The sequence below is a fragment of the Candidatus Soleaferrea massiliensis AP7 genome, from assembly GCF_000820765.1.
GTDB lineage: Bacteria > Bacillota > Clostridia > Oscillospirales > Ruminococcaceae > Soleaferrea > Soleaferrea massiliensis.
Genome location: NZ_CCYH01000017.1, coordinates 1 through 19,304, shown reverse-complemented (window position 1 = coordinate 19,304; position 19,304 = coordinate 1). Strand labels below are relative to the sequence as shown.

Annotated in this window: 13 protein-coding genes; 6 read left to right on the top strand and 7 right to left on the bottom strand. The window is 51.5% G+C overall.

Going from position 1 to position 19,304, the window contains the following annotated elements; genetic code table 11:
- The first annotated feature begins 648 nt into the window (after nucleotides 1–648).
- The 6 genes from BN348_RS03510 to BN348_RS03480 are packed head-to-tail and all read left to right on the top strand — an operon-like array spanning nucleotide 649 to nucleotide 6,871.
- A complete protein-coding gene (locus BN348_RS03510; RefSeq protein ID WP_040196247.1) occupies nucleotides 649–1,326 on the top strand; it encodes a response regulator transcription factor in 678 nt (225 codons plus the stop codon).
- Nucleotides 1,308–3,917, top strand: a complete 2,610-nt coding sequence (locus BN348_RS12940; RefSeq protein ID WP_052446677.1) for an ATP-binding protein — start codon at nucleotides 1,308–1,310, stop codon at nucleotides 3,915–3,917. The genes BN348_RS03510 and BN348_RS12940 overlap by 19 nt, the downstream gene beginning before the upstream one ends.
- Nucleotides 3,918–3,921: 4 nt before the next feature.
- The gene (locus tag BN348_RS03495) at nucleotides 3,922–4,587 is read left to right on the top strand and encodes an ABC transporter ATP-binding protein (RefSeq protein WP_040196281.1); all 666 of its coding nucleotides are present in this window, start codon (nucleotides 3,922–3,924) and stop codon (nucleotides 4,585–4,587) included.
- A gap of 36 nt (nucleotides 4,588–4,623) precedes the next feature.
- Complete coding sequence (locus BN348_RS03490) at nucleotides 4,624–5,892, top strand: ABC transporter permease (RefSeq protein ID WP_040196244.1); 1,269 nt, start codon at nucleotides 4,624–4,626, stop codon at nucleotides 5,890–5,892.
- 23 nt (nucleotides 5,893–5,915) lie between these two features.
- On the top strand, nucleotides 5,916–6,359 hold the full coding sequence (locus BN348_RS03485; protein WP_040196242.1) for a hypothetical protein: 444 nt from the start codon (nucleotides 5,916–5,918) through the stop codon (nucleotides 6,357–6,359).
- On the top strand, nucleotides 6,356–6,871 hold the full coding sequence (locus BN348_RS03480) for a hypothetical protein (protein WP_156136399.1): 516 nt from the start codon (nucleotides 6,356–6,358) through the stop codon (nucleotides 6,869–6,871). Before BN348_RS03485 ends, BN348_RS03480 begins: the two co-directional genes overlap by 4 nt.
- Before the next feature lie 313 nt (nucleotides 6,872–7,184).
- On the opposite strand, the gene BN348_RS03475 is transcribed toward BN348_RS03480, so the two are convergent.
- From BN348_RS03475 to BN348_RS13495, 7 genes are all read right to left on the bottom strand, one after another.
- Complete coding sequence (locus tag BN348_RS03475) at nucleotides 7,185–9,845, bottom strand: cation-translocating P-type ATPase (RefSeq protein WP_040196237.1); 2,661 nt, start codon at nucleotides 9,843–9,845, stop codon at nucleotides 7,185–7,187.
- Between the two features lie 939 nt (nucleotides 9,846–10,784).
- Nucleotides 10,785–11,573: an LPXTG cell wall anchor domain-containing protein gene (locus BN348_RS03465; protein WP_040196234.1), complete on the bottom strand. Its 789-nt coding sequence runs from the start codon at nucleotides 11,571–11,573 to the stop codon at nucleotides 10,785–10,787.
- A gap of 146 nt (nucleotides 11,574–11,719) precedes the next feature.
- On the bottom strand, nucleotides 11,720–12,319 hold the full coding sequence (locus BN348_RS12935) for a TasA family protein (protein WP_052446676.1): 600 nt from the start codon (nucleotides 12,317–12,319) through the stop codon (nucleotides 11,720–11,722).
- Between the two features lie 59 nt (nucleotides 12,320–12,378).
- The gene (locus tag BN348_RS03455; RefSeq protein WP_040196233.1) at nucleotides 12,379–13,188 is read right to left on the bottom strand and encodes a TasA family protein; all 810 of its coding nucleotides are present in this window, start codon (nucleotides 13,186–13,188) and stop codon (nucleotides 12,379–12,381) included.
- A 3-nt stretch (nucleotides 13,189–13,191) separates the two neighbouring features.
- Nucleotides 13,192–13,734 carry a signal peptidase I gene (locus tag BN348_RS03450; RefSeq protein ID WP_052446675.1) on the bottom strand — a complete coding sequence of 181 codons (543 nt, stop codon included), beginning with the start codon at nucleotides 13,732–13,734 and terminating at the stop codon, nucleotides 13,192–13,194.
- A 129-nt stretch (nucleotides 13,735–13,863) separates the two neighbouring features.
- Nucleotides 13,864–17,760: a vWA domain-containing protein gene (locus BN348_RS03445; protein WP_040196230.1), complete on the bottom strand. Its 3,897-nt coding sequence runs from the start codon at nucleotides 17,758–17,760 to the stop codon at nucleotides 13,864–13,866.
- A 173-nt stretch (nucleotides 17,761–17,933) separates the two neighbouring features.
- On the bottom strand, nucleotides 17,934–18,410 hold the full coding sequence (locus BN348_RS13495) for a hypothetical protein (protein ID WP_082020763.1): 477 nt from the start codon (nucleotides 18,408–18,410) through the stop codon (nucleotides 17,934–17,936).
- Between the last annotated feature and the right edge of the window lie 894 nt (nucleotides 18,411–19,304).

The window sequence follows — 19,304 nt, the reverse complement described above, 5'->3', positions numbered from 1 at the left end:
TTCGTCAACACAAATTTCATATTTTATGCAATATTCAGTTATTTTATGCATTAATTTTATATAACTATTTAATACGCCAAACAAATTGTTGTTATTTGTTTGGTAAGAATGGATTATCCGCTCTTCTAAACGGCGGGAACATTGATATTCCAACATGAATGCCCCAATCTCATATCGTCATTTTCCATGCCCAAATTCATGTGTATCAGGGATTGGAGCGTTGTTATTTCCTGCAGAACGAAGTGGAAGGCTGATGGCCGATTTCATGAAATGCAGACAAACAGCATTGCAGTTTTGTTCGGTGCGAGGACTTTATTCTGCACTTCCCCTCTATCCTACTGTTCATTAACTTTACTGAGTAAGATTACAGTTCGGCATAACTTTTTTTCTTTTCGATTCACTTTCCCGGCATGTAAAGTTAAGATGATTGATCCATATTCCAAGGTCTGCTGAGCGCCGGATTCTCAAGGCTTGTGCAGACACCCAATTCACTGGGGCTGTGATGTAAGATCAGCAAATATCCCCTTCGCTGATCTTTTTAAAATAGAAACTGTCCGCACTCCATGTAAACTTTCGAAGGATAGAAGCACTAAAGCAACATTTTATTTGATATAATAATCATGAATACTCATGAGGGGGAATTTATGAATGCGGCTTTTAATCATAGAAGACGATCAGGGTCTGGCTTTATCGATGAAACTGGGACTCGAAAAATACGGTTTTTATGCGGACGTTTCAAATCTGGGACTGGAGGGAGAAGAAAAAGCCTATGCAAACGAATACGATGTGGTTTTGCTCGACCTCAACCTTCCGGACAAGGATGGAACCGATATTCTGCAGTTTCTCCGGGATTCCGGTGTGGAAACGCCGGTGATTATCATCACGGCGCGGGACGAAATTGAGGAACGCGCCATGGGACTCGACCTGGGCGCGGACGACTACATCACAAAACCGTTCCAGCTTTTGGAGCTGCGGGCAAGAATTCAGGCGGTGGTCCGCCGCTTTCATGGAAGGACAAGCCCGGTCATCACCATTGGGGAGCTGTCCGTCAATCCGGCGTCACGGACAGCCACTGTAGGCGGAGTCCTGGTTGAATTGGCGCCCAAAGAGTTTGATATTCTGGAATATCTTGCGCAGAAGCATCCGCACGTCACCACGGCTGAAGAAGTCGCAGAGCATATTTACGATGAAACCTTCGACCCGTCTTCATCCATTCTGCGAGTACATTTCAGCCGTTTAAAAAGGAAGCTGGCGGATGCGAGCGGCCGGGAGATTCTGCAAAACATCCGCGGAAAGGGATACTGGCTATGCGAAAAAGAAAACTGAAAATCGGCATTGTCTTTCTGCTCTACGCCCTGCTGGTGACCATTGCGTTTTTGGGATGCATTGTCCTTTTTCAGCATCAACTCCAGGAATCGGATCCATATTCTTCATCCGGCAGCGAAGCGTATTACACACTGGACCAGGCCACACAAAACCAGCTGCAGCATCAGGGCTACGGGATTATTGGACCCGGACAGGTCGTCGGTTTGGATCAACTGAGCCAGGCCTATTATGCACAGATGATAGGAAGGCTGGTCCCTCTGACCATCTTCTTCTGTCTGTTTTTACTGATCACTTCGGTGGCGTTCTGGTTTCTTTTAAAACGCATACAGGCGAAAAGCACCCGGCAGATCGCGGGAAAGCTGCACACCCTCGTACAGGAGGACAAGCCGTGGAATCTGTCGGATGATCTGGAACCGGCGTACGAAACCCTCCGCAAACGCCTGGACGTCCCATTTGAGGACTACAAGCGCCTGAATTCTTATCTCTCCCATGAACAGAAAAACACCATCGCCCGCATGCGCACCCGCATGGAACTGGATGAAAACCGCTCCTATCTTGCAGAGCTGGACAATCTGACCGCCGGCATCGATGACATTCTTACGCTGAGCGACAGCGGTGCGGACGCCGCAGGCGACGTAGATGTGACGGCGGTCTGCGCAGCTGTCTGCGACGCGTACCGGAAGGTGTCGGACGTCCTGTCCTTTGATTTTGACGACAGGGACGAAACCATCATTGCCGGAAAAGAGCGCTGGATCATCCGGGCTGTCAGCAATCTGGTTGACAATGCGGTCAAATATGGTGAAGGCAAACCGGTGGAGGTCCGGGTGAAATGCATACATGGCAGCGTCGTGGTGACCGTAAAGGATCATGGACCCGGAATATCCGGGAAAGATCAGAAAAAAATCTTTCAGCACCGCTATCGGGTTAACGGCCTGAACCGGGACGGGTACGGCATTGGGCTGAGCCTTGTAGCCCATGTCTGCGATCTGTGCGGCGGCTTCGTGACGGTGGACAGCATTCCGGGCGAGGGCTCCACCTTTTACCTGTCGTTTCCGCAGAAAAAAGTTTCCCCCGCCGGCCCGGCGGAAACATTCAGGAAACATACGGTGTGTTATACTGATGCCTGTAAACCGGACAACCGTTCGAGTCTCAAGGAAGCGGAGGTACCAAACCACATGTATGTACTGACAAACGCATTGAAAAATATCTGGCGAAACAAAGGGCGGAACATTCTGCTGTTCTGTATCATCCTCCTCATGATTTTATCCACGGTGGTGTCCATCGTCATCAACACAGCAACCGGCAGTGTTATCGATGCCTATAAAGCCAAATTTGGAGCGGAGGTTTCTCTGATACGCAGCAACAAAAAGATTGAGGATCAGAACATTTCCCTTGGCAGTCTGAAAGTGCCTTCTCTGGAGGATTACCAGGCATATGGGAAATCGGAACTCCTTAAAAGCAAAGAATTTGCCGCGAACGCTTTTGTGATAATGCAGGAGCTTAAAACCCTTGATCAGGGAAAAAGCGACGGAGCCGGGCTGGTGCAGGAAGAAGGCGGCGAGGGGCAGCAGGACGGCGGCGCGGACAACTTCTTCACCCGCCCGATTGCCAGCCTCATCGGATTTTCCAATCCTGAAATCAATTCGGAATTCCAAAACGGCCTTCGAAAAGTAGCGGAAGGAAAACCATTTGAGAAGAAAGGCGAATGTCTGATCAGTCAAAAATTCGCCAAGCTCAACAACCTGAAGGTCGGATCAAAAATCACCTTTACAAACTATTCCTATACAGGAGAAGAACCGGTCTCCCAGAGCCTGACGGTCAGCGGCATTTACGAGGACAATACGCCCGCGGACAACGGTGGAATGGTCACATCCTCCACCAACCGCGGAAACGAGATTCTGACCAGCCTGGATACATTTACCGGTCTCCCGCTGTACGAAAAAGAAAAGAGCAGCGGTATGCTGGATATTCAGGCAATCTTTGTCCTGAAAAATCCCGAACTGGCTGAGAAATTTCAGCAGGAACTGTATGAAAAGGGCCTTCCAAACTATTACACCGTCTCGGCAGACGCGGAGAGATACAACAAAGTGGTGGGCCCAGTGGAGGGAATCTCCCGTATCGTGACTATTTTCCTTGTGGTGGTGCTGGTGCTCGGTTCTTTAATCCTCATCCTGCTCTCTACCATGGCAATCCGAGAACGCAAATATGAGGTCGGCGTGCTGCGGGCCATGGGAATGAAGAAAGCGAAGGTCGCTCTCGGCATGATAACCGAGATGCTGGTCATCACGGCCGCCTGTCTGGTGATCGGCCTGGGAATCGGCGCGGCCGCCTCTCAGCCCATTGCGGATACCCTGCTGCAAAGCCAGGTACAGACATCTCAATCTCAAGAGGCGCCAAACAACAATATGGAAATCAGCAATGCCATTCAAACAAGCGAAAATGCCATTACAGAGCTGAATATTCAGCTGAGCGGACCGGCAATCGGACAGATTGCATGGATCGCCCTGCTTCTGGCCCTTCTCTCCAGTGCAGCCGGCGTAATCTTCATCACGCGGTACGAGCCGGTCAAAATTTTATCTGAAAGGAACTGACATGATGAAGGTATTACAATTAGAGCAGGTTTCCTATCAATATGCGGGAACCGCTAAAAGAGTATTAAAAGAAATCAATATGGAATTTGAATCGGGAAAGCTATATGTGGTGATGGGAAAATCCGGTGCAGGCAAAAGCACCCTGCTTTCCCTGATATCCGGGCTGGATCTGTGTACGGAGGGAGCCATGCGCTACGAAGGGCAGGACATGAAGACGCTGGACCGGGACAACTACCGCGCCAAAAGCATCGGCGTAATCTTTCAGGGGTACAATTTGCTGACCAACGCCACGGCGCTGGAGAACATCGTGCTTTCCATGAACATCAGCGGAAGCCGGGAAAAGGATAAAAAGGAGTATGCCCTGAAGCTTCTGGAAAGGGTCGGCATCGACCGGGAAACGGCAAAAAGAAAGGTGCTGAAGCTCTCCGGCGGGGAACAGCAGCGGGTGGGGATTGCCCGCGCTATCTCGCACAATCCGGACATCATCATCGCCGACGAGCCGACCGGAAATCTGGATGGGGACACGGAAAAAAACATCATGGGAATTTTGCAGTCCCTTGCCCATGAGGAAGGGAAATGCGTCATCGTCGTCACCCACTCCAAAGCGGTATCCAAATATGCCGACGAGCTGTGGGGACTCAACGCAGGCAACCTCGTGTTTCTGAAATGAGGCCGGCCCCATCAAATCTATTCGGAGGAACCCAATATGTATCTCTTTGAAAACGCTATCCGGAATATTTTCCGGAACAAGGGCCGGAATATCATCCTGGCACTGATCACGTTTCTCATCATTTTCGCGGCATCTGTTTCCTTTTTGATCAGTGACGCCACAAAATCAATCATTGACAACGCCTACACCCAGTTTGGCAACCAGGTGACCATCGAACCGACCAGTGCAAAGGCGCCAAAGATCTCGGATTACTTGAAATACGGGGAATCCGACCTGCTGCAGAAAACAGAGTTTTCCATGACGGCATACGGCAGGCTGGACGGCCTGCGGGCGCTGGATGAGGAAACGCCGGACGGGAACGCCAATATGATCCTGATTTCAGCCTCCCGCGCCGATCTGGGTGAGGATTTCCGAAAGGGCCTTCGCAGCATCACGCAGGGAAAGGCGCCGGAAAAAAAGAACGAATGCCTGGTAAGCGAAGCATTCGCCAAGCTCAACTCCCTGCACATTGGCGCGGAGATAAAGCTCCTGCCGGCGGATGCGGAGAAATCTGGAACGGCCACGCTGAAAGTCTCTGGAATTTATTCGGACAACTCCGTCAACGGCACCGGCGGACAGATGGGGGTGCCGCTTTACAACCGGAACAATGAAATCATCACCACGGTGGAAACAGCCGCCGCGATTGATTTTATGGTAAACAGCACAGGACAGCTGTTTGATGCCGTCTATTTTCTCAGGAGTCCCGATCTGCTGGAAGCATTTCAAAACGAGCTGCGCGGAAAGGGGCTGCCCGCCTCCTGCACCGTTACAGCCAATGAAGAGGAATATCAGCAGGTGGTAGCCCCTGTGGAAAAGCTGTCAGGCATCAGCAATGTCTTTCTGATGGTGGTGCTGATACTGGGCGCAGCCGTTCTGATTCTCGTATCGGTGATGTCCATGCGGGAACGAAAATATGAAGTCGGCGTTCTGCGGGCCATGGGAATGAAAAAAGGAAAGGTCATTCTCAGCATGCTCACCGAGGCGGTGGCGGTTACAGCCGCCTGCCTGATCATCGGTCTGGGAGCCGGAACAGCGGCAGCGCAGCCGGTGGCCGATATCCTGATACAGCAGACGACGCACAGTGAACCGGCGGCTTCCGGACAGGAAGATGAAGAGAATCATTCGGTGATTCAAATTCGCATGACAGCCTCGGCAGCCGGAGAAATCAGCCTGGTCGCCCTCCTGCTGGCAGGCATATCCAGTGCGGCGGGAATCCTGTACATCACCCGGTTTGAACCGAACAAAATCTTATCCGAACGAAATTAAATGCACAGAATGGAGAAATTACAATGAAAAAATATGTGATGTTTCTGATGACAATGGTCCTGCTGGTCTCGTTGACAGCCTGCGCTGACCCGTCGAGCGGCACATCCGGAAACAGTCAGGCCGGAAGAAGTCCAAACGCCAACCAGCAGACGGATGCGGCCTACAATCTCGACGATCTGATCGCAGCCGTAGAAAAGGCAGGCGGCATCAGCGGCAAACCGGAAACACTGGATGTCAAGGATATCGGCGCTGAAAGAGGAATCGCATATGGAAACGTCGTATTTCTGCAATACGACCCGTCTTCCTCCAACGCGTATTTTGACGCCTACGAAGCGAACCAGGTCACAGTAAAAGGTAAGACCGTTCAAATCGGCGCGATCAACGGCCCGTATTTTATGGTATTTTTAGACGGCAATGTGGACCAAAACGCGGTGAACGCTTTTTATTCCATCGGATTTGGAAGTTGAGCAAATCCAAACGACTGATTAAAAACGTTCCATGCTGTAATCTGGTACATAACCAATCCTCTCGCCATCAGGTAAAGCAGAACCCATCATTGACCGTTTTGACAGTATATTGCCATGATCTTTGCTCTGCGTGTTTTAGCCAGAAAGGATTCCACCGTACATCCTTTTTGGAGCACAGGCGGAATCAGCCCATCCCCCATGCGCTGACCAAAACACAGTCGGTCTCAGCCACCTGCCAAATCATCTGCTCTGGAAAACGGAACGGTGGCAGCACAAGCCAGAGCCAATATCCTGATACAACCGAAAACGCCGAGCAAACCGTTCAGCCAGACCGAAAAATTATGAGGACCGTCAAGTTATCAAAACCAGCAGGATGCTTCACTGCCGGGGACATCCATTTCTCCGTCCTTTTGCCAACCGGTATGTCCGGTGTGAAGGATATCCTGCAGACCAACGGTAAAGATGCGAAAACCGGCGCATCAACGGCCCTTTTTGTCAATAGCGTTTTTTGATAACATTGTCGGCCAGAATGCAGTTAAAGGCTTTCCAATCGCGGAATTCGATGATTCAGTTCATTTTAAGTGCAGTGTGACATCTTTTTCTATACCGTATTCATAAAAACCTGTTCTTATCCCAGGTCCTTTAAACGACACAAAGCATATAAGAAATCAAAAAGAGCTTTCCAATGGAAAGCTCTTTTTGATTCATTTTACCAAGAAAGGCTGTTCAGGTATTCTGCCATTGTGTTTTTTATTCCTTCATGATTTTACCTGCGTGTGTTTCTTGAGCATCTCCACTGAAAGCTCCAGCAGATCGGATGTACTGTTAAGCATTTTTCTTCCTGACCCGCTTTATCAGCTTCACCAATTCCACCTGGATCACAGAGAGCAGGGAAAGACCGATTACAACCATCCACTGTGTTCCGGAAAGCAGGGTCAATCGAAAGGCGTTCTGCAGGGCCGGTATCAGCAGAATGCATGCCATCAGCAGCAGGGATACCGCAAAGGAAACGAACAGCCATGGATTGACGCCTTCAGCCCGCACCCAGATCGGCTCGGTGTTGGAACGCTGGTTAAAGGCACGCAGCATCTGTGAGAAGGCAAGCACACAGAAGGCCATGGTCTGCCCTACAGTATGATTTCCCATGCTGACGCCTGCCCAATAGGCTGCAATCGTCATGGCCGCCACAAAGATTCCCTGTGTCACGACCCGGCGTATCAGATCCTTTTCAAACAGGGTTCCGGACTTCACCGGCCGGTGCTTCATGATGTTCCTGCTGGCCGGATCAACGCCCAGGGCAAGAGCCGGCAGCGTCGCCGTGGCAAGGTTTACCCATAGAATGTGGATGGCTAAGAGCGGCGCGTCCCAGTTGAACACGGTCGCCACAAACAAGGTCAGGATCTCCGCGATATTGCCCGCCAGAAGGAACTGAATCACCTTCTGGATGTTGCGGTAAACCCTGCGGCCCTCCTTGATCGCATAGGCGATGGTGGTAAAGCTGTCGTCCAGCAGGATCATATCCGAAGCGTCCTTGGCAACATCGGTTCCGGTGACGCCCATGGCCACGCCGATGTCCGCAGCCTTCAGCGCCGGGGAATCGTTCACACCGTCGCCGGTCATGGCTGCCGTCTCCCCGATACGCTTCAAGCTCTGTATGATGCGCAGCTTATCCGCCGGAGAAACGCGCGCAAAGACGGTCGTGGTTTTCACCGATGCATCCAGCTCGTCATCGGTCAGGTCATCCAGCTCATCGCCGGACAGGACCGTATCGCCCTCCCGATAGATTTCCAGCTCTCTGGCGATGGCAAGCGCCGTCACCTTATGGTCGCCGGTGATCATCATGGTGCGGATGCCCGCTTCCCGGCAGGTGCGCACCGACTCCGCCACCTCTTTGCGCGGCGGATCGATCATACCGGCCGCGCCGATAAAGGTCATATCAAATTCGATATCCTCATCATCCTCGTCGGGGATGGTTTCCAATGTGCGCATCGCAAAGCCGAGCACGCGCAGCGCGTCTTTCGACATGGCAAGGCAGAGCTTTGAAACATGCGCTTTATCGGTTCCGGTCATGGGCCGCACCCCCTGCGCCGTCAGGATATGCGTGCACAGTCCGAGCATTTCATCCACAGCGCCTTTCGTGTAGGCAACGGATCTGCCGTTGATGGGATGGACCGTGGTCATGCGCTTCCGGTCGGAATCAAACGGCTGTTCAAACACGCGCGGATACGTATCCTCCAGCGACTCGTGGTCGATGCCGAACGCCTGCGCCATGTGAATCAGCGCACCTTCGGTGGGGTCTCCGATGATTTCGCCCGGATGGTCCGGGTCCAGGCTGGCGTCATTGCAGAGCGCCGCGGCATAGACCAGCTCCTTGTAGACATCCGGATGCTGGTCCGCGGCGGCTTCCACCGGCGTCGTCCGTCCGGCTTCAAAGTCGCCGTTGACCGCAATATGGGTAACCGTCATCTTATTCAGTGTGAGGGTACCCGTTTTGTCGCTGCAGATGACCGTTGCGCTGCCCAGGGTCTCCACCGCGGGCAGCTTGCGGATCAGCGCGTTGCGTCTCGCCATGCGCTGTACGCCCAGCGCCATGACGATGGTGGCGGTGGCCGGCAGGCCCTCCGGTATGATGGAGATGGCAAGCGAGATCGCCACAAGGAACTGCGGGATCAGCGGACGCTGGTACAACGCGCCGATCGCAAAAATCAGGACGCAGACAATCAGCCCCACAATCGTCAGCGTTTTTCCCACCGCGTTCAGCTTGCGCTTGAGCGGAGTATCCAGCTCATCCTGATTGTCAAGCATGCCGGCGATGCTGCCCATCTCGGTGTTCATGCCGGTGGCGGTCACCACGCCGGTACCGCGTCCATAGGTTACAATCGAGGAGGTGTAAACCATGTTGCCACGGTCGCCGAGCGGACAGCCTTCGGGCAGCAGCTCGTCGGCGTCCTTTTCCGAGGGCACCGACTCGCCGGTCAGGGAGGCCTCCTGCACCTTCAGATTCGCGGAATCGATCAGCCGCATATCGGCGGGAACTATGTCGCCGTCGCTCAGGAACACCACGTCGCCCGCCACCAGTTCGACGGCCGGTACGATGCTCTCCTCACCCTGCCGCAGCACCCGGGCGGACGGGGCGCTTATGCTGCGCAGCGCTTCCAGCGAGGACTGCGCCTTTTTCTCCTGTACAATGCCGATAACGGCATTGAGTACGACAATCGCAAAGATGACGACCGCTTCGGTCCATTCCCTCAGGATGGCAGAAAACGCCGCGGCGCCGATGAGAATCAGCACCATGGGGTCCAAAATCTGCGCTTTCAGCATCTCAAGAAACTTTTTCGGCGGTTTCGCGCGCAGCTCGTTGCGTCCGTCTCTTTCCAGTCTGTCTGCCGCCTCGGCATCGCTCAGGCCCTCCTCTGAGGTGTGCAGCGTTTCATATACCTCGGTGACCGGCTTTGCATGCCAGGATGTCTGTCCGTGACTATCCATACTGGATATATCACTCCTTTCTCCTCTAAACAATCATATTTTCTGACCGCCGTTTGGCGGGTTTCAGCAAAGATGAAAATACAAAAAGGCATAACCTGCCAAACCCTTAAAAAAGGGCGCATGTTATGCCTAGTATGGGATACCTGTTCGGTTTTAAATCAATCAAATTGTGGCTTCGGTCAGCTTCGCTGCTGTCGGCGTCGTCCATAATGGCGGTGTGGTTCCTTTCTTCAAAATGATATTTGTTCCTCATTGTATGAGATACAATTCCCGATGTCAATATCTCCCCGCTCCATTTTACAATCTGTTTATATATTGATCCTCTTCCCATGCAACTGAAAATCCATATCGGCATCCCCTTTTCCCCGCGGGTTGCCGATATACGGCGGCAACATCCCACACCCTTTCGCAATGCCCGCCCTATTGATATACAGAGGCTAAAACCGTTTATATCCCGCTGCTGCGTTCCTCTCATAGATGGTAAACTGTTCCTGCCAGTCATTGCCAACGTTTCTTTTTTCTCTGTACAATGCGGTCGCCAAACCCGTGTCTTTTCGGCAGAAGAAGACATGCCCGCACCCAAAGATTTTTATTCCTACCGGCAAAACCGGTAGTTTCTTCAAAGCTACATCAATCAAAACCACCAATTGAACCGGAGGTATACACCAGCCCTGGAAGCGCAGCATACCGGCCGGCCTTTTAAGAAACACTGAATAACCGTCATTTGCATCACACGCACTGCAGCTGCCAAAGCAGTTATATCTCTATAGCTCCCCGCTTTGAACGAAATGATCGTTGTCATTCTTTTCCCTCTATCCTGAAAGCTAAAGCTTTTTATTCTCTCCGATAGAGCCGGTGATTTTGTTGCGCTAAAGCTACAAATAAGAAAACGGAAAACAACACGACCGCCTGCGGTCATTGTTCTCCGTTTTTATCGATTTATTTGTTTTTTCTGCGTTTTACAATCATCCATACAATCGCAGCCGCTGCCAGAATCACCAGAATGATGGCTAGCATCAGATATGGCCCCATCTGATCGCCCGTATTCGGAGATGCCAGCGGTACCTCGTCATCCAGAATTTCTATAATGGGAGGATTGACCAACACATCGTCAGTCGGCGGCTCCTCCAGATTGAACGGAGGGTCCAGCGGTGGTTCTTCCGGTTTGGGCGGAGGGCCAAGCGGCGTCTCCTCATCCGGGATTTCCACCTCATCGGGAATGATACAGGAGAAAATCCAGTCGATCTTCGAGACAGCCCGCTGATACCGGTTATCCAGCCAGGTAGGAATATAGAGGTACGCGGTGATCTTTGCTTTCGCGCCCGGCCGATAGGTCCCAAGGTTGATGTTCTTTTCCATCGTCCCCGTCTCATCCGCCGCGCCGGACGGAACACCCGAAGCCGGACCGGAATAGATCAGCTTTTCCTTGCCGTCCACGGTTGTCAGGACCAGCTTAAGGCCCATCACATCGATCAGCTCATTTGAGATTTCAAACTGCTGGTCGGTGGTGAACTGGTCACGTCCAACCTTTTGGGCACACAGATACATCCTGATTGTTTCCCTGCCGCCGTTTTGAAGATTGATCTCCTGTACTTTCCTGTCTCCCGGGACCACCGTTTTGAAATTCTGGAACAGATCGTCCGACGGAAGAAACACAAAGCTCTTCGCCCTGCCCTCATAGCTCACATTCGAGCTGTTCTGTGCAGAGACAGGAAGAACACAGCTCATTACAAGCAAACATGCCATAAAGAATGACGCAATTCCAGCTATATATTTTGTTTTTATATTCATTGCATCATTTCCTTTACATTACTTTTTGAAAGGTTTCTCAGGCATTTTTTCAAATGCCTGAGAAACTGTTCTTGTGTGAAAACTTATTCTGCCGGCTTGATCAGGTTTTCATTGATGTCCCAGCTGCCGTCAGCCTTCGGTGTGAAGTTGTCACTCTGGATTGCTTCCGCTTTCACTTCGATGGTCAGGGTCTTACCGGCAATTTTTCCATCCCAGTAGTTCGGGAGGGTTACCTTGGTGAACAGCACCGCTTCTTCCCCGTTGGCGCGCACTTCATTGAAGTAGAAGTAATCGCCCACGCGGGTCCAGTCGCTGCCGATGTTCAGGCAGGCAATGATGTCCTCTTCCGTGATGATGTGCTTGTTGCCCTCTGCATCAGTCGTCTCGGTTCCGATCAAATCGCCGCCGATGACGAGCTTCGCACGGAAATATGCGTCGTTGACACCGGTATTGGTGATGGTCGGGTCCTTGGTGATCTCTTCACCCGGGGTGATGTTCTTCGCATCCTCAGGATCATAATTGGGTTCCTGCAGGTCAATTTTAACGTCGCCGTATGTAACGGTGTTGACAACATCCTTGGAATCGGTGAACCATGCGAGGGTTCCGCCGACCGCGATAATTGCGACAAGCGCCACAGCTGAAACAATCAGCGTAATTTTCTTCAATGACATCTTTTTGCTCATATTAACGGCTCCTTTTCTTCACAATAGATTTTATCTCAAGCAGAATGTTTGTTCGGTGATTATTTCTCGACTGCTGCGAACGCTGCCTGCGCGACGCAGATGTAAGAGGTGCCTTCTCCAAATGCCGGAATGTCGTAGCCCTGGGTCTGGATTGCGTCGGAGGTGACGATCACGTTTGCACCCTGCTGCACATTCGCTTCCTTGACACGGATGTCAAGCTGGACCGCGTCAAAAAGACGTTCGGTTGCCGCGCTGATTGCAAGCTTGCCTTCTGTCGGGCCGACATAGTAGAAGGTGTAAACATGGTTTCCGTTATCGTCTGTTGTGAAGCTGTCGGATTTCAGCCACTGGGCCGTATTGTATGCGCCGGCGTTGAAAACGTCCGGTTTCAGGACCTTTTTCTCAAAGGTGATGGTGTCGCCTTCTTTGCCGTCCGGATCCGGAATGGTCACGCGCTCGATGGTGTAAGCGGTATCCTTGATGCTGCCGGTCTGGCTGCCGTCCGCATTCTTAACGAGATACTCATCCGCTACGGTTCCGAACTGGAACATCTCGATGGTCTCTTTTTCGCCCTTTTCGTTGGTGATTTCAATGGTTGGAATGGCTACCTGCATTCTGACATACGCGTCGTTGCTGGTGCTGACGTTGGTGACATGCGGGTTCTTCGCGACGATTTCATCCGGTGTGATCGGAACAACCTTGTCGACCGGGAAGTCAGGCTCCGGGATGTCGATATCCACGGTACCGATTTTAAACTGGTTGACCTTCTCCGCGTGGTCCATCATGAATGCCAGTGTTGCGCCCACGCCAACCGCTGCTACGAGTGCAAGGGAAACTACGCCGGTGATAATCTTTCTTTTTCTAGTCATGAGTTACTCCTCCAATTCTTCTTGTGCATGTTTTATCTCTTCGTTATCTTCTTTATGCTCTTGTTTTCCCTTGCCCAGAAAATCCGGCAGGAAAGACAGGATTAATAAAATGAGTACGATGGCGGCAATCGCCAGAATGCCGGGCAGTGTTTGGACATAGATCGAAACAAAGCCGACCAAAGGAATGCTGTTTTCCGCCTTGCCGATATACTGGCTGAACGGAACCGCATCGAGATCGTTTGCGTCATTGGCATCGCCCTTTGTGGTGAAGGCCTTGTTTTCTTTGTCGATCTCCACAACCCGATGCGTGACAATGGTGCCATCCGATCCTACACGAAATGTGATTGGGTCACCTTCTTGAACCTGGTCGATCGGAACATCTTTTACCAAAACCGTGCTTCCAACATGAAAGGTCGGCTCCATGCTTCCACTGAGTACCGCGTAGCTTTCATATCCGAAAAGCTTTGGCCCGAGCAATGCTCCCGCAACGATTACCAGGAAAATCAGGATGATAACCACCAGTGTATTACATATCTTCTTAAGCAACCGCATGCCTCCTTTGTTTCCGACTTTTGTCTCTCGGTATGACTATAGTATAAAACATCGGAGTCACATCCCGGTCACAAAACCGCGTAAATTCGAAATTTCTAAAATATTTTATCGAGACCGGCGAGACTAGGACAACGTGACGATTTCGAACTGATTATTCACGATATCTGTGTCCGTGAAATAATCGTCGAGCGTCTTTTTATTGATAAACGTTCCCTCTCCATTCGGCAGAACCGTCCTTTCCGAATTGGATAAACCGATCTGGAATGTTACAGATTCCCTGGTCGCGTCGGCTGTGCCGTTGGAGGTCACCGGTCCAAACCGGTCAAAATCATAACGCAAGGCCTTCTGTTCAACTACACGATATGTGCCCTTAGAAAGATTCCGCCACTCGACCGAAAGGGTATCGGTCCGCCGCTGATTCACCGCTTCATCGTCGAAGCGGACATAATCGTACTTGGTCTCCACCACGTCACCATTTTCATTGAGTTTCTGCAGGCAGAACACGAAGATCGGATCTCCGTTGCTGAGGTTGACGTCGTTCAGGTTGATCTGCTTGTTGATCTTGACCGAACCGCTGACGACATGGACGGTATACAGGCCGACCTGGCGGACATCCTCCACCTCCAGCCCCGCGGAGGTGATGCTGTCGTCATGCTTCGGCACAAAGGTCACCGCGAGCGTATAGATGATATCCGACTGCGGCTGTTCCCCATCCGGGAACTGCTCTGCGGATCCGATGTTGGTATCGGCGCCCCTGATCCATTCGTACCGGAATTCGCCGGTATCGGTTGGATTGATAAACACGTCGCCCTGGAAGGAAACCTTGCTCGAATCGAACATGAACTGCTTCGGCAGGTTTGCCGGAACGGATTCTCCAAGGAAGATTGTGGTTTCGGTGCGGCCCACCTCGAACCGGACCGGCACGTTTACCGTCGGTTCCGGGAATGGGACGTCGGCCATCGGATTCTTCGGGTCCGTATATACGCCGGAGATACCGCCGATGTTGGTCGGGATATCATTGCCGCCGATAAAGGTCTCCTTTGCTTTGAGCGTGATGGTCTGCGTCCAGAAATCATTCGGGTTGCTTGTCGGAGACGGAAGCTCCTGACCTGTCCATTCAAAATAATAGCCGTTGCTGTCAAGCTTCAGGGTGGCGATCACCTTCGTTCCCGCCGGCAGGGTGGAACCCTTCGCAACCACGCCGGTTTCGATGACCGCGCCGACCGCAAGCCTGTTTCCGTTCCTGTCGACCGGATAAAACCGGGGATCGATATAGTCGCGCAGGGTATACTGCGAAAACTTATGGGCAAGGTCGATGAGGATGGATTCCATCGTATGCGACGATGTAACACGCAGATACTGGTCCTTGTTCTGCTCTCCCCCAACCATCGGGATTAAAAAATCTTCTTCAAGGTCCACGGTGTCTCGGGAGGTGAGCCACTCGCCCTGCCAGCCATTCGGCTTTGTCTCATTCAAAACGTTCGCTGTCACTTTGGCGTCGTCTTGGAGATCGCCAAACAGTCCCACAGCATACATCGACGTGTCGGGAATCGCGCGGATCTGCTCTGCATAATTCAGCGCATTGCGGGCGGTAACCTGTGAATAGGACGTCGCGTTCGGTCCCGGCACGCCGTCTGTAAAGAGGATGACCACCTTCTGATGTCCGTTTCCAGCGACATTTCCCTGCCTTAACGCGTTATAAGCTGCCTTCATCCCCTCGTCAGTCGGCGTGTTTCCGTTGTTGGTCCGTTCGCTGAACAGCTTGTTCTTGATCGAATCCAGCGTACTTGTATTGACATTTTCATAGCCATTCGTGACGTAATTGACCGAACCCGCATTATCTCCGGCAAAATCCATGATGTTGACCTGTGCGGACAGCATGGCATGCGTACTGACATTGCCGTTTTGGGAAAGGGCCACCTGGTCGGCCAGCTGATCCAGGAACATGCCGATCGATTTCTGTAAAAGCGCCCATTTATAACCGTAGAGCGGCTTGCTCTTTGTAATCTTTGAGACATCGAAAGAGTACCATCTCGACGCGCTGACGGATACGGCTCCGGTTGCATTCGTAAAGGAATTGTACTGTGCATACTGCCATTGTCCGTTATTATATCGCACCGGATAATATCTGCTGCCGTCCTTCCAGGCATACTGGCAGATGTCGTAGTTATTCGCCGCCTTGTTGAGGTACTGCAGCTCATCGCGGCTCGTCGCGACTTCAACGCGGGCCCGGTTTCTGCCCATGCTTCCGGATTTGTCAAGCACCAGCGTAAAGTCGAAATCCTTTGCGAGCGGCTTGTCGCCCCACGCCTTCATGATGACGTCGTACATACGGTCCGGGTTCTGAGGATCGTCGCCGTGCACGACTGAAATTTTATCTGTTTTCAGCGGGTTGCTTGCCGGGTCCGCCGGAACGTTGACATGGGGAAGCGGGAACGGCCACTGGTTGCGCTTATCCTGCGTCTGAAAGGAGGTGTCCCCGTCGATGTTGGTGGGCAGGTAGTTTCCTGAGGTTTCATCCTTCGGCTTGATCTGCACGCCCTCAAACCAATACTGCTTGCCGGGTTCGACAATCTTCAGCGTCCACTCCACATACTGGCCTTTTTTATCCTGACTGACGACCGCGCCCTGCTTCTTCAGTGCTTCCATGCTTGCGGCGGTCAGTTCAAATTTCGGATCGATGTATTCGCGTACCGTTGAATTGTTCAAATTAATGGTGACACTGCTCGCTATGATGCCATGGAACATATTGTTGAGCTGCTCAACGTTTTGGCAGTTTTCATAAAAGTTCTCATAGGGTGAGGAAGCGATGCCCTCCATAAAATTGTTAACTCTGTCAACACCATTCTTGTCGGTATATGTTTTTATAAGCTCATCATCCAGTACGCCGACCACATAGATGGATGCGCCGCAGCCCTTGGCCGACACATTGTTGTTGAATGCATCGCTGTTCGGCGTTCCATTAAAGACCTTGAACTGGGTCTGTTTTTGATAGGTCTGGTCACTGCCTTTTTCCGCCTTCAAAACTTTCGATGCATCTGTCGCACTGCTGGCAACATTGGTGTTCCAGTCCGAACCGTCGCTGGTGCCGGAGTTGTTTCCTGTCGGCGCGCCGTCGGTGAACAGCACGACAACCCGCTTGCGGTTCTCTTCATTCGTCTGGTTGGCCGAATTGTTGAAATCATCGATTGCCTGTGCAAGTCCCGCGTTGGTATAGGTTCCTCCAGATGCTTTCAACGAATCAATCTCATTTTTCAAGACCTGCTTTTTCTGCGCGGCAGATTCAAATAAACTGTTGGTATGCTTTTTCAGCACGCTGCTTTGCACCCTATTGTAATTATCCACCATATCTGATGAATAAGAAATAAGATCAATCCTATGATTCACACCGTAACGCTCCGCCTCATTTGCCACCCTGTCAATAAAATCTTTTGCAGCGGTCTTGAGCGCATCCATTCTGGATTCCTTGGTATAGAACTGATAGCGGTACGGATAGCTCTGCGTTCCGCTTCCCGTATTGATCTTCAAAGGATCTGTCTCATGCGCAACATAATAGGTGGTCCGATTCACTCTATACTGCCAATACCCGCCGCTATACGTTACTTCATAGGAAGTTCCGCTTCTATTGGTGACATAATAGGTTTTACTTGTATCGGGCGTTTCGTCCGCAGTCAGATCGGTCTTCAAATCGGTATCCATACTGCCCGAACGGTCCAGTACCAGCACGATGTCGCTGGGGGCAACGATGGGATTCTGTTCCGCCTTCATGCCCAGCTTTAAATCAAAGGCAAGATTGCCCTCCTTGCGGCTTCCGGTGGAGCCCGTCACCTCTTTGTGCAGCGTGATGCCCTCCGGGTAGACAATATCGTCCGGCTTCCAGATATCCGCCGATGCAGCGGGAACCGGCGCCGGCAGCTGCGCCTGAACGCCCAGGACCTCCGTAGCCGCCGAACACAAAACTGTGCATGCCATCATAAAGGACACGACCGCCTTGAACCGGCGCTTTATCAATTTTTTCATTCAGAACGCCCCCATTTTCCAATCTTAATATCTATATGAAAAGTAAATACTCTCTCATCTGAAACCATTATAATCCCATCCTGTCACGCCTCGGTCACAAAATGAGATCTTATCAGAAGAATATTCACCTGTATTTACCGCGCGCATGAAACCATGCGCGTTTTGTGTATTTCCTATTCCAGCTCCCACGTGATTCTGTCCGCATCGTCCGTGCTTTCAAGAGCATCGTCAATCAGCTTGATCATTTCAAGCGTGCTGCGGAATATCTGGGTTTTCCCCTCATCCACCCAGCGGATTTCACCCTGCCAGGAGGCGTTGCGCCGGAACTGGACATGGATGACAAAGGTCGCTTTGCGCTGCCCCTCGCCCTTCTCATCTTTGGTCTGCATCATAATTGCCGCTTCCTTTTTCGGCCCGCTGCAGGGCCCTTTTTTGGGATTGAATGTCCTTGGCTCCATATGAATTTTAGGAAAAGACAGCGAATCCATCAGCTGCTCCATTGCAAACAACAGCTCCAGGCTGTCGTTCACCTGCGCGGTTTTCTGATAATGCTCGCTGTAAATTTCTCCCCGCAGCCGTTTGTTTTCATAGGAGGACACGGTTACCACAACCATGTTGGACCTTGCGGTGATCAGAGATGTGCCATTCATACTGATCCCCCTTCTATTTGCATATTTCCTGCATATTGATTATAAAAATATCCGGTCACAGCACGGTCACAAAATAAGCTAAGTCATCCCGTCAAATGGGATTGACGGGATGACTTAGCTTATTTAAAGGGGCGGTTTATACTCTTTTTTGTGTATGAAGGGACTGGCGGTCTTCAAACCGCTTTGATACAGCAGCTGCATATTGTCTGCCAAATTGCCTTGGCATAGCGATTGTTGCTCCGCTGCTCCTAAGCGGCTTCTTTTTATTTGCCAAGTTACCTTGGCATCGTGGCAGTTACTTCTTTGCCGGCCAAAGAAGTAACCAAGAAAGGCCGTTCAAGGGGGCCATGCACAGTGCCGCTTAGGGCCAGATGGCCCCCTTGAAAATCCCCTCTGATATCCCTTTATCTGATTCGGCCGCCTGCGGGCGGCGTATTGCTTTTGGCTGGGTGGTTGGGCACAGCTAGCAGCGGATGCATCCCCGGTTACAAGTTGTGCATATGGTACCCTAATACCTTAGCTGGTTCGTGAACTGACATCGATTCTTGCAGATTTCATCGGTCACGAATATATCGCGATTCTTCGATCAAGCATCTTACAGATAATTCTACAGGGACTCAACCTTCTAAGACAAGCACGTTGGGCAACCACCTTGTGTATTTAGAGCACAAAACGAAACCTTTATCACACAGCATAGTTCCGATTGCTCTGCCAGTGAATTCGGAATACAGAGCGAGCGAATATATAGATATAATCGCTCATATAGCGGACGTCCGAAACCAGCGAACGCTGTGTTTCCTCGCTCTAAATATGGTGCGGACGGGCAGAGGGGGTTTCCAAAGGGGGAATGACGTCCATTCTCACTCTACCGAAGCGGCATTCCCCCTTTGGCGG

Coding starts and splice junctions, on each gene's coding strand:
- BN348_RS03510 (WP_040196247.1), top strand. CDS start 649: ATGCGGCTTTTAATCATAGAAGACGATCAGGGTCTGGCTTTATCGATG.
- BN348_RS12940 (WP_052446677.1), top strand. CDS start 1,308: ATGCGAAAAAGAAAACTGAAAATCGGCATTGTCTTTCTGCTCTACGCC.
- BN348_RS03495 (WP_040196281.1), top strand. CDS start 3,922: ATGAAGGTATTACAATTAGAGCAGGTTTCCTATCAATATGCGGGAACC.
- BN348_RS03490 (WP_040196244.1), top strand. CDS start 4,624: ATGTATCTCTTTGAAAACGCTATCCGGAATATTTTCCGGAACAAGGGC.
- BN348_RS03485 (WP_040196242.1), top strand. CDS start 5,916: ATGAAAAAATATGTGATGTTTCTGATGACAATGGTCCTGCTGGTCTCG.
- BN348_RS03475 (WP_040196237.1), bottom strand. CDS start 9,845: ATGGATAGTCACGGACAGACATCCTGGCATGCAAAGCCGGTCACCGAG.
- BN348_RS03465 (WP_040196234.1), bottom strand. CDS start 11,573: ATGAGCTGTGTTCTTCCTGTCTCTGCACAGAACAGCTCGAATGTGAGC.
- BN348_RS12935 (WP_052446676.1), bottom strand. CDS start 12,319: ATGAGCAAAAAGATGTCATTGAAGAAAATTACGCTGATTGTTTCAGCT.
- BN348_RS03455 (WP_040196233.1), bottom strand. CDS start 13,188: ATGACTAGAAAAAGAAAGATTATCACCGGCGTAGTTTCCCTTGCACTC.
- BN348_RS03445 (WP_040196230.1), bottom strand. CDS start 17,760: ATGAAAAAATTGATAAAGCGCCGGTTCAAGGCGGTCGTGTCCTTTATG.
- BN348_RS13495 (WP_082020763.1), bottom strand. CDS start 18,410: ATGAATGGCACATCTCTGATCACCGCAAGGTCCAACATGGTTGTGGTA.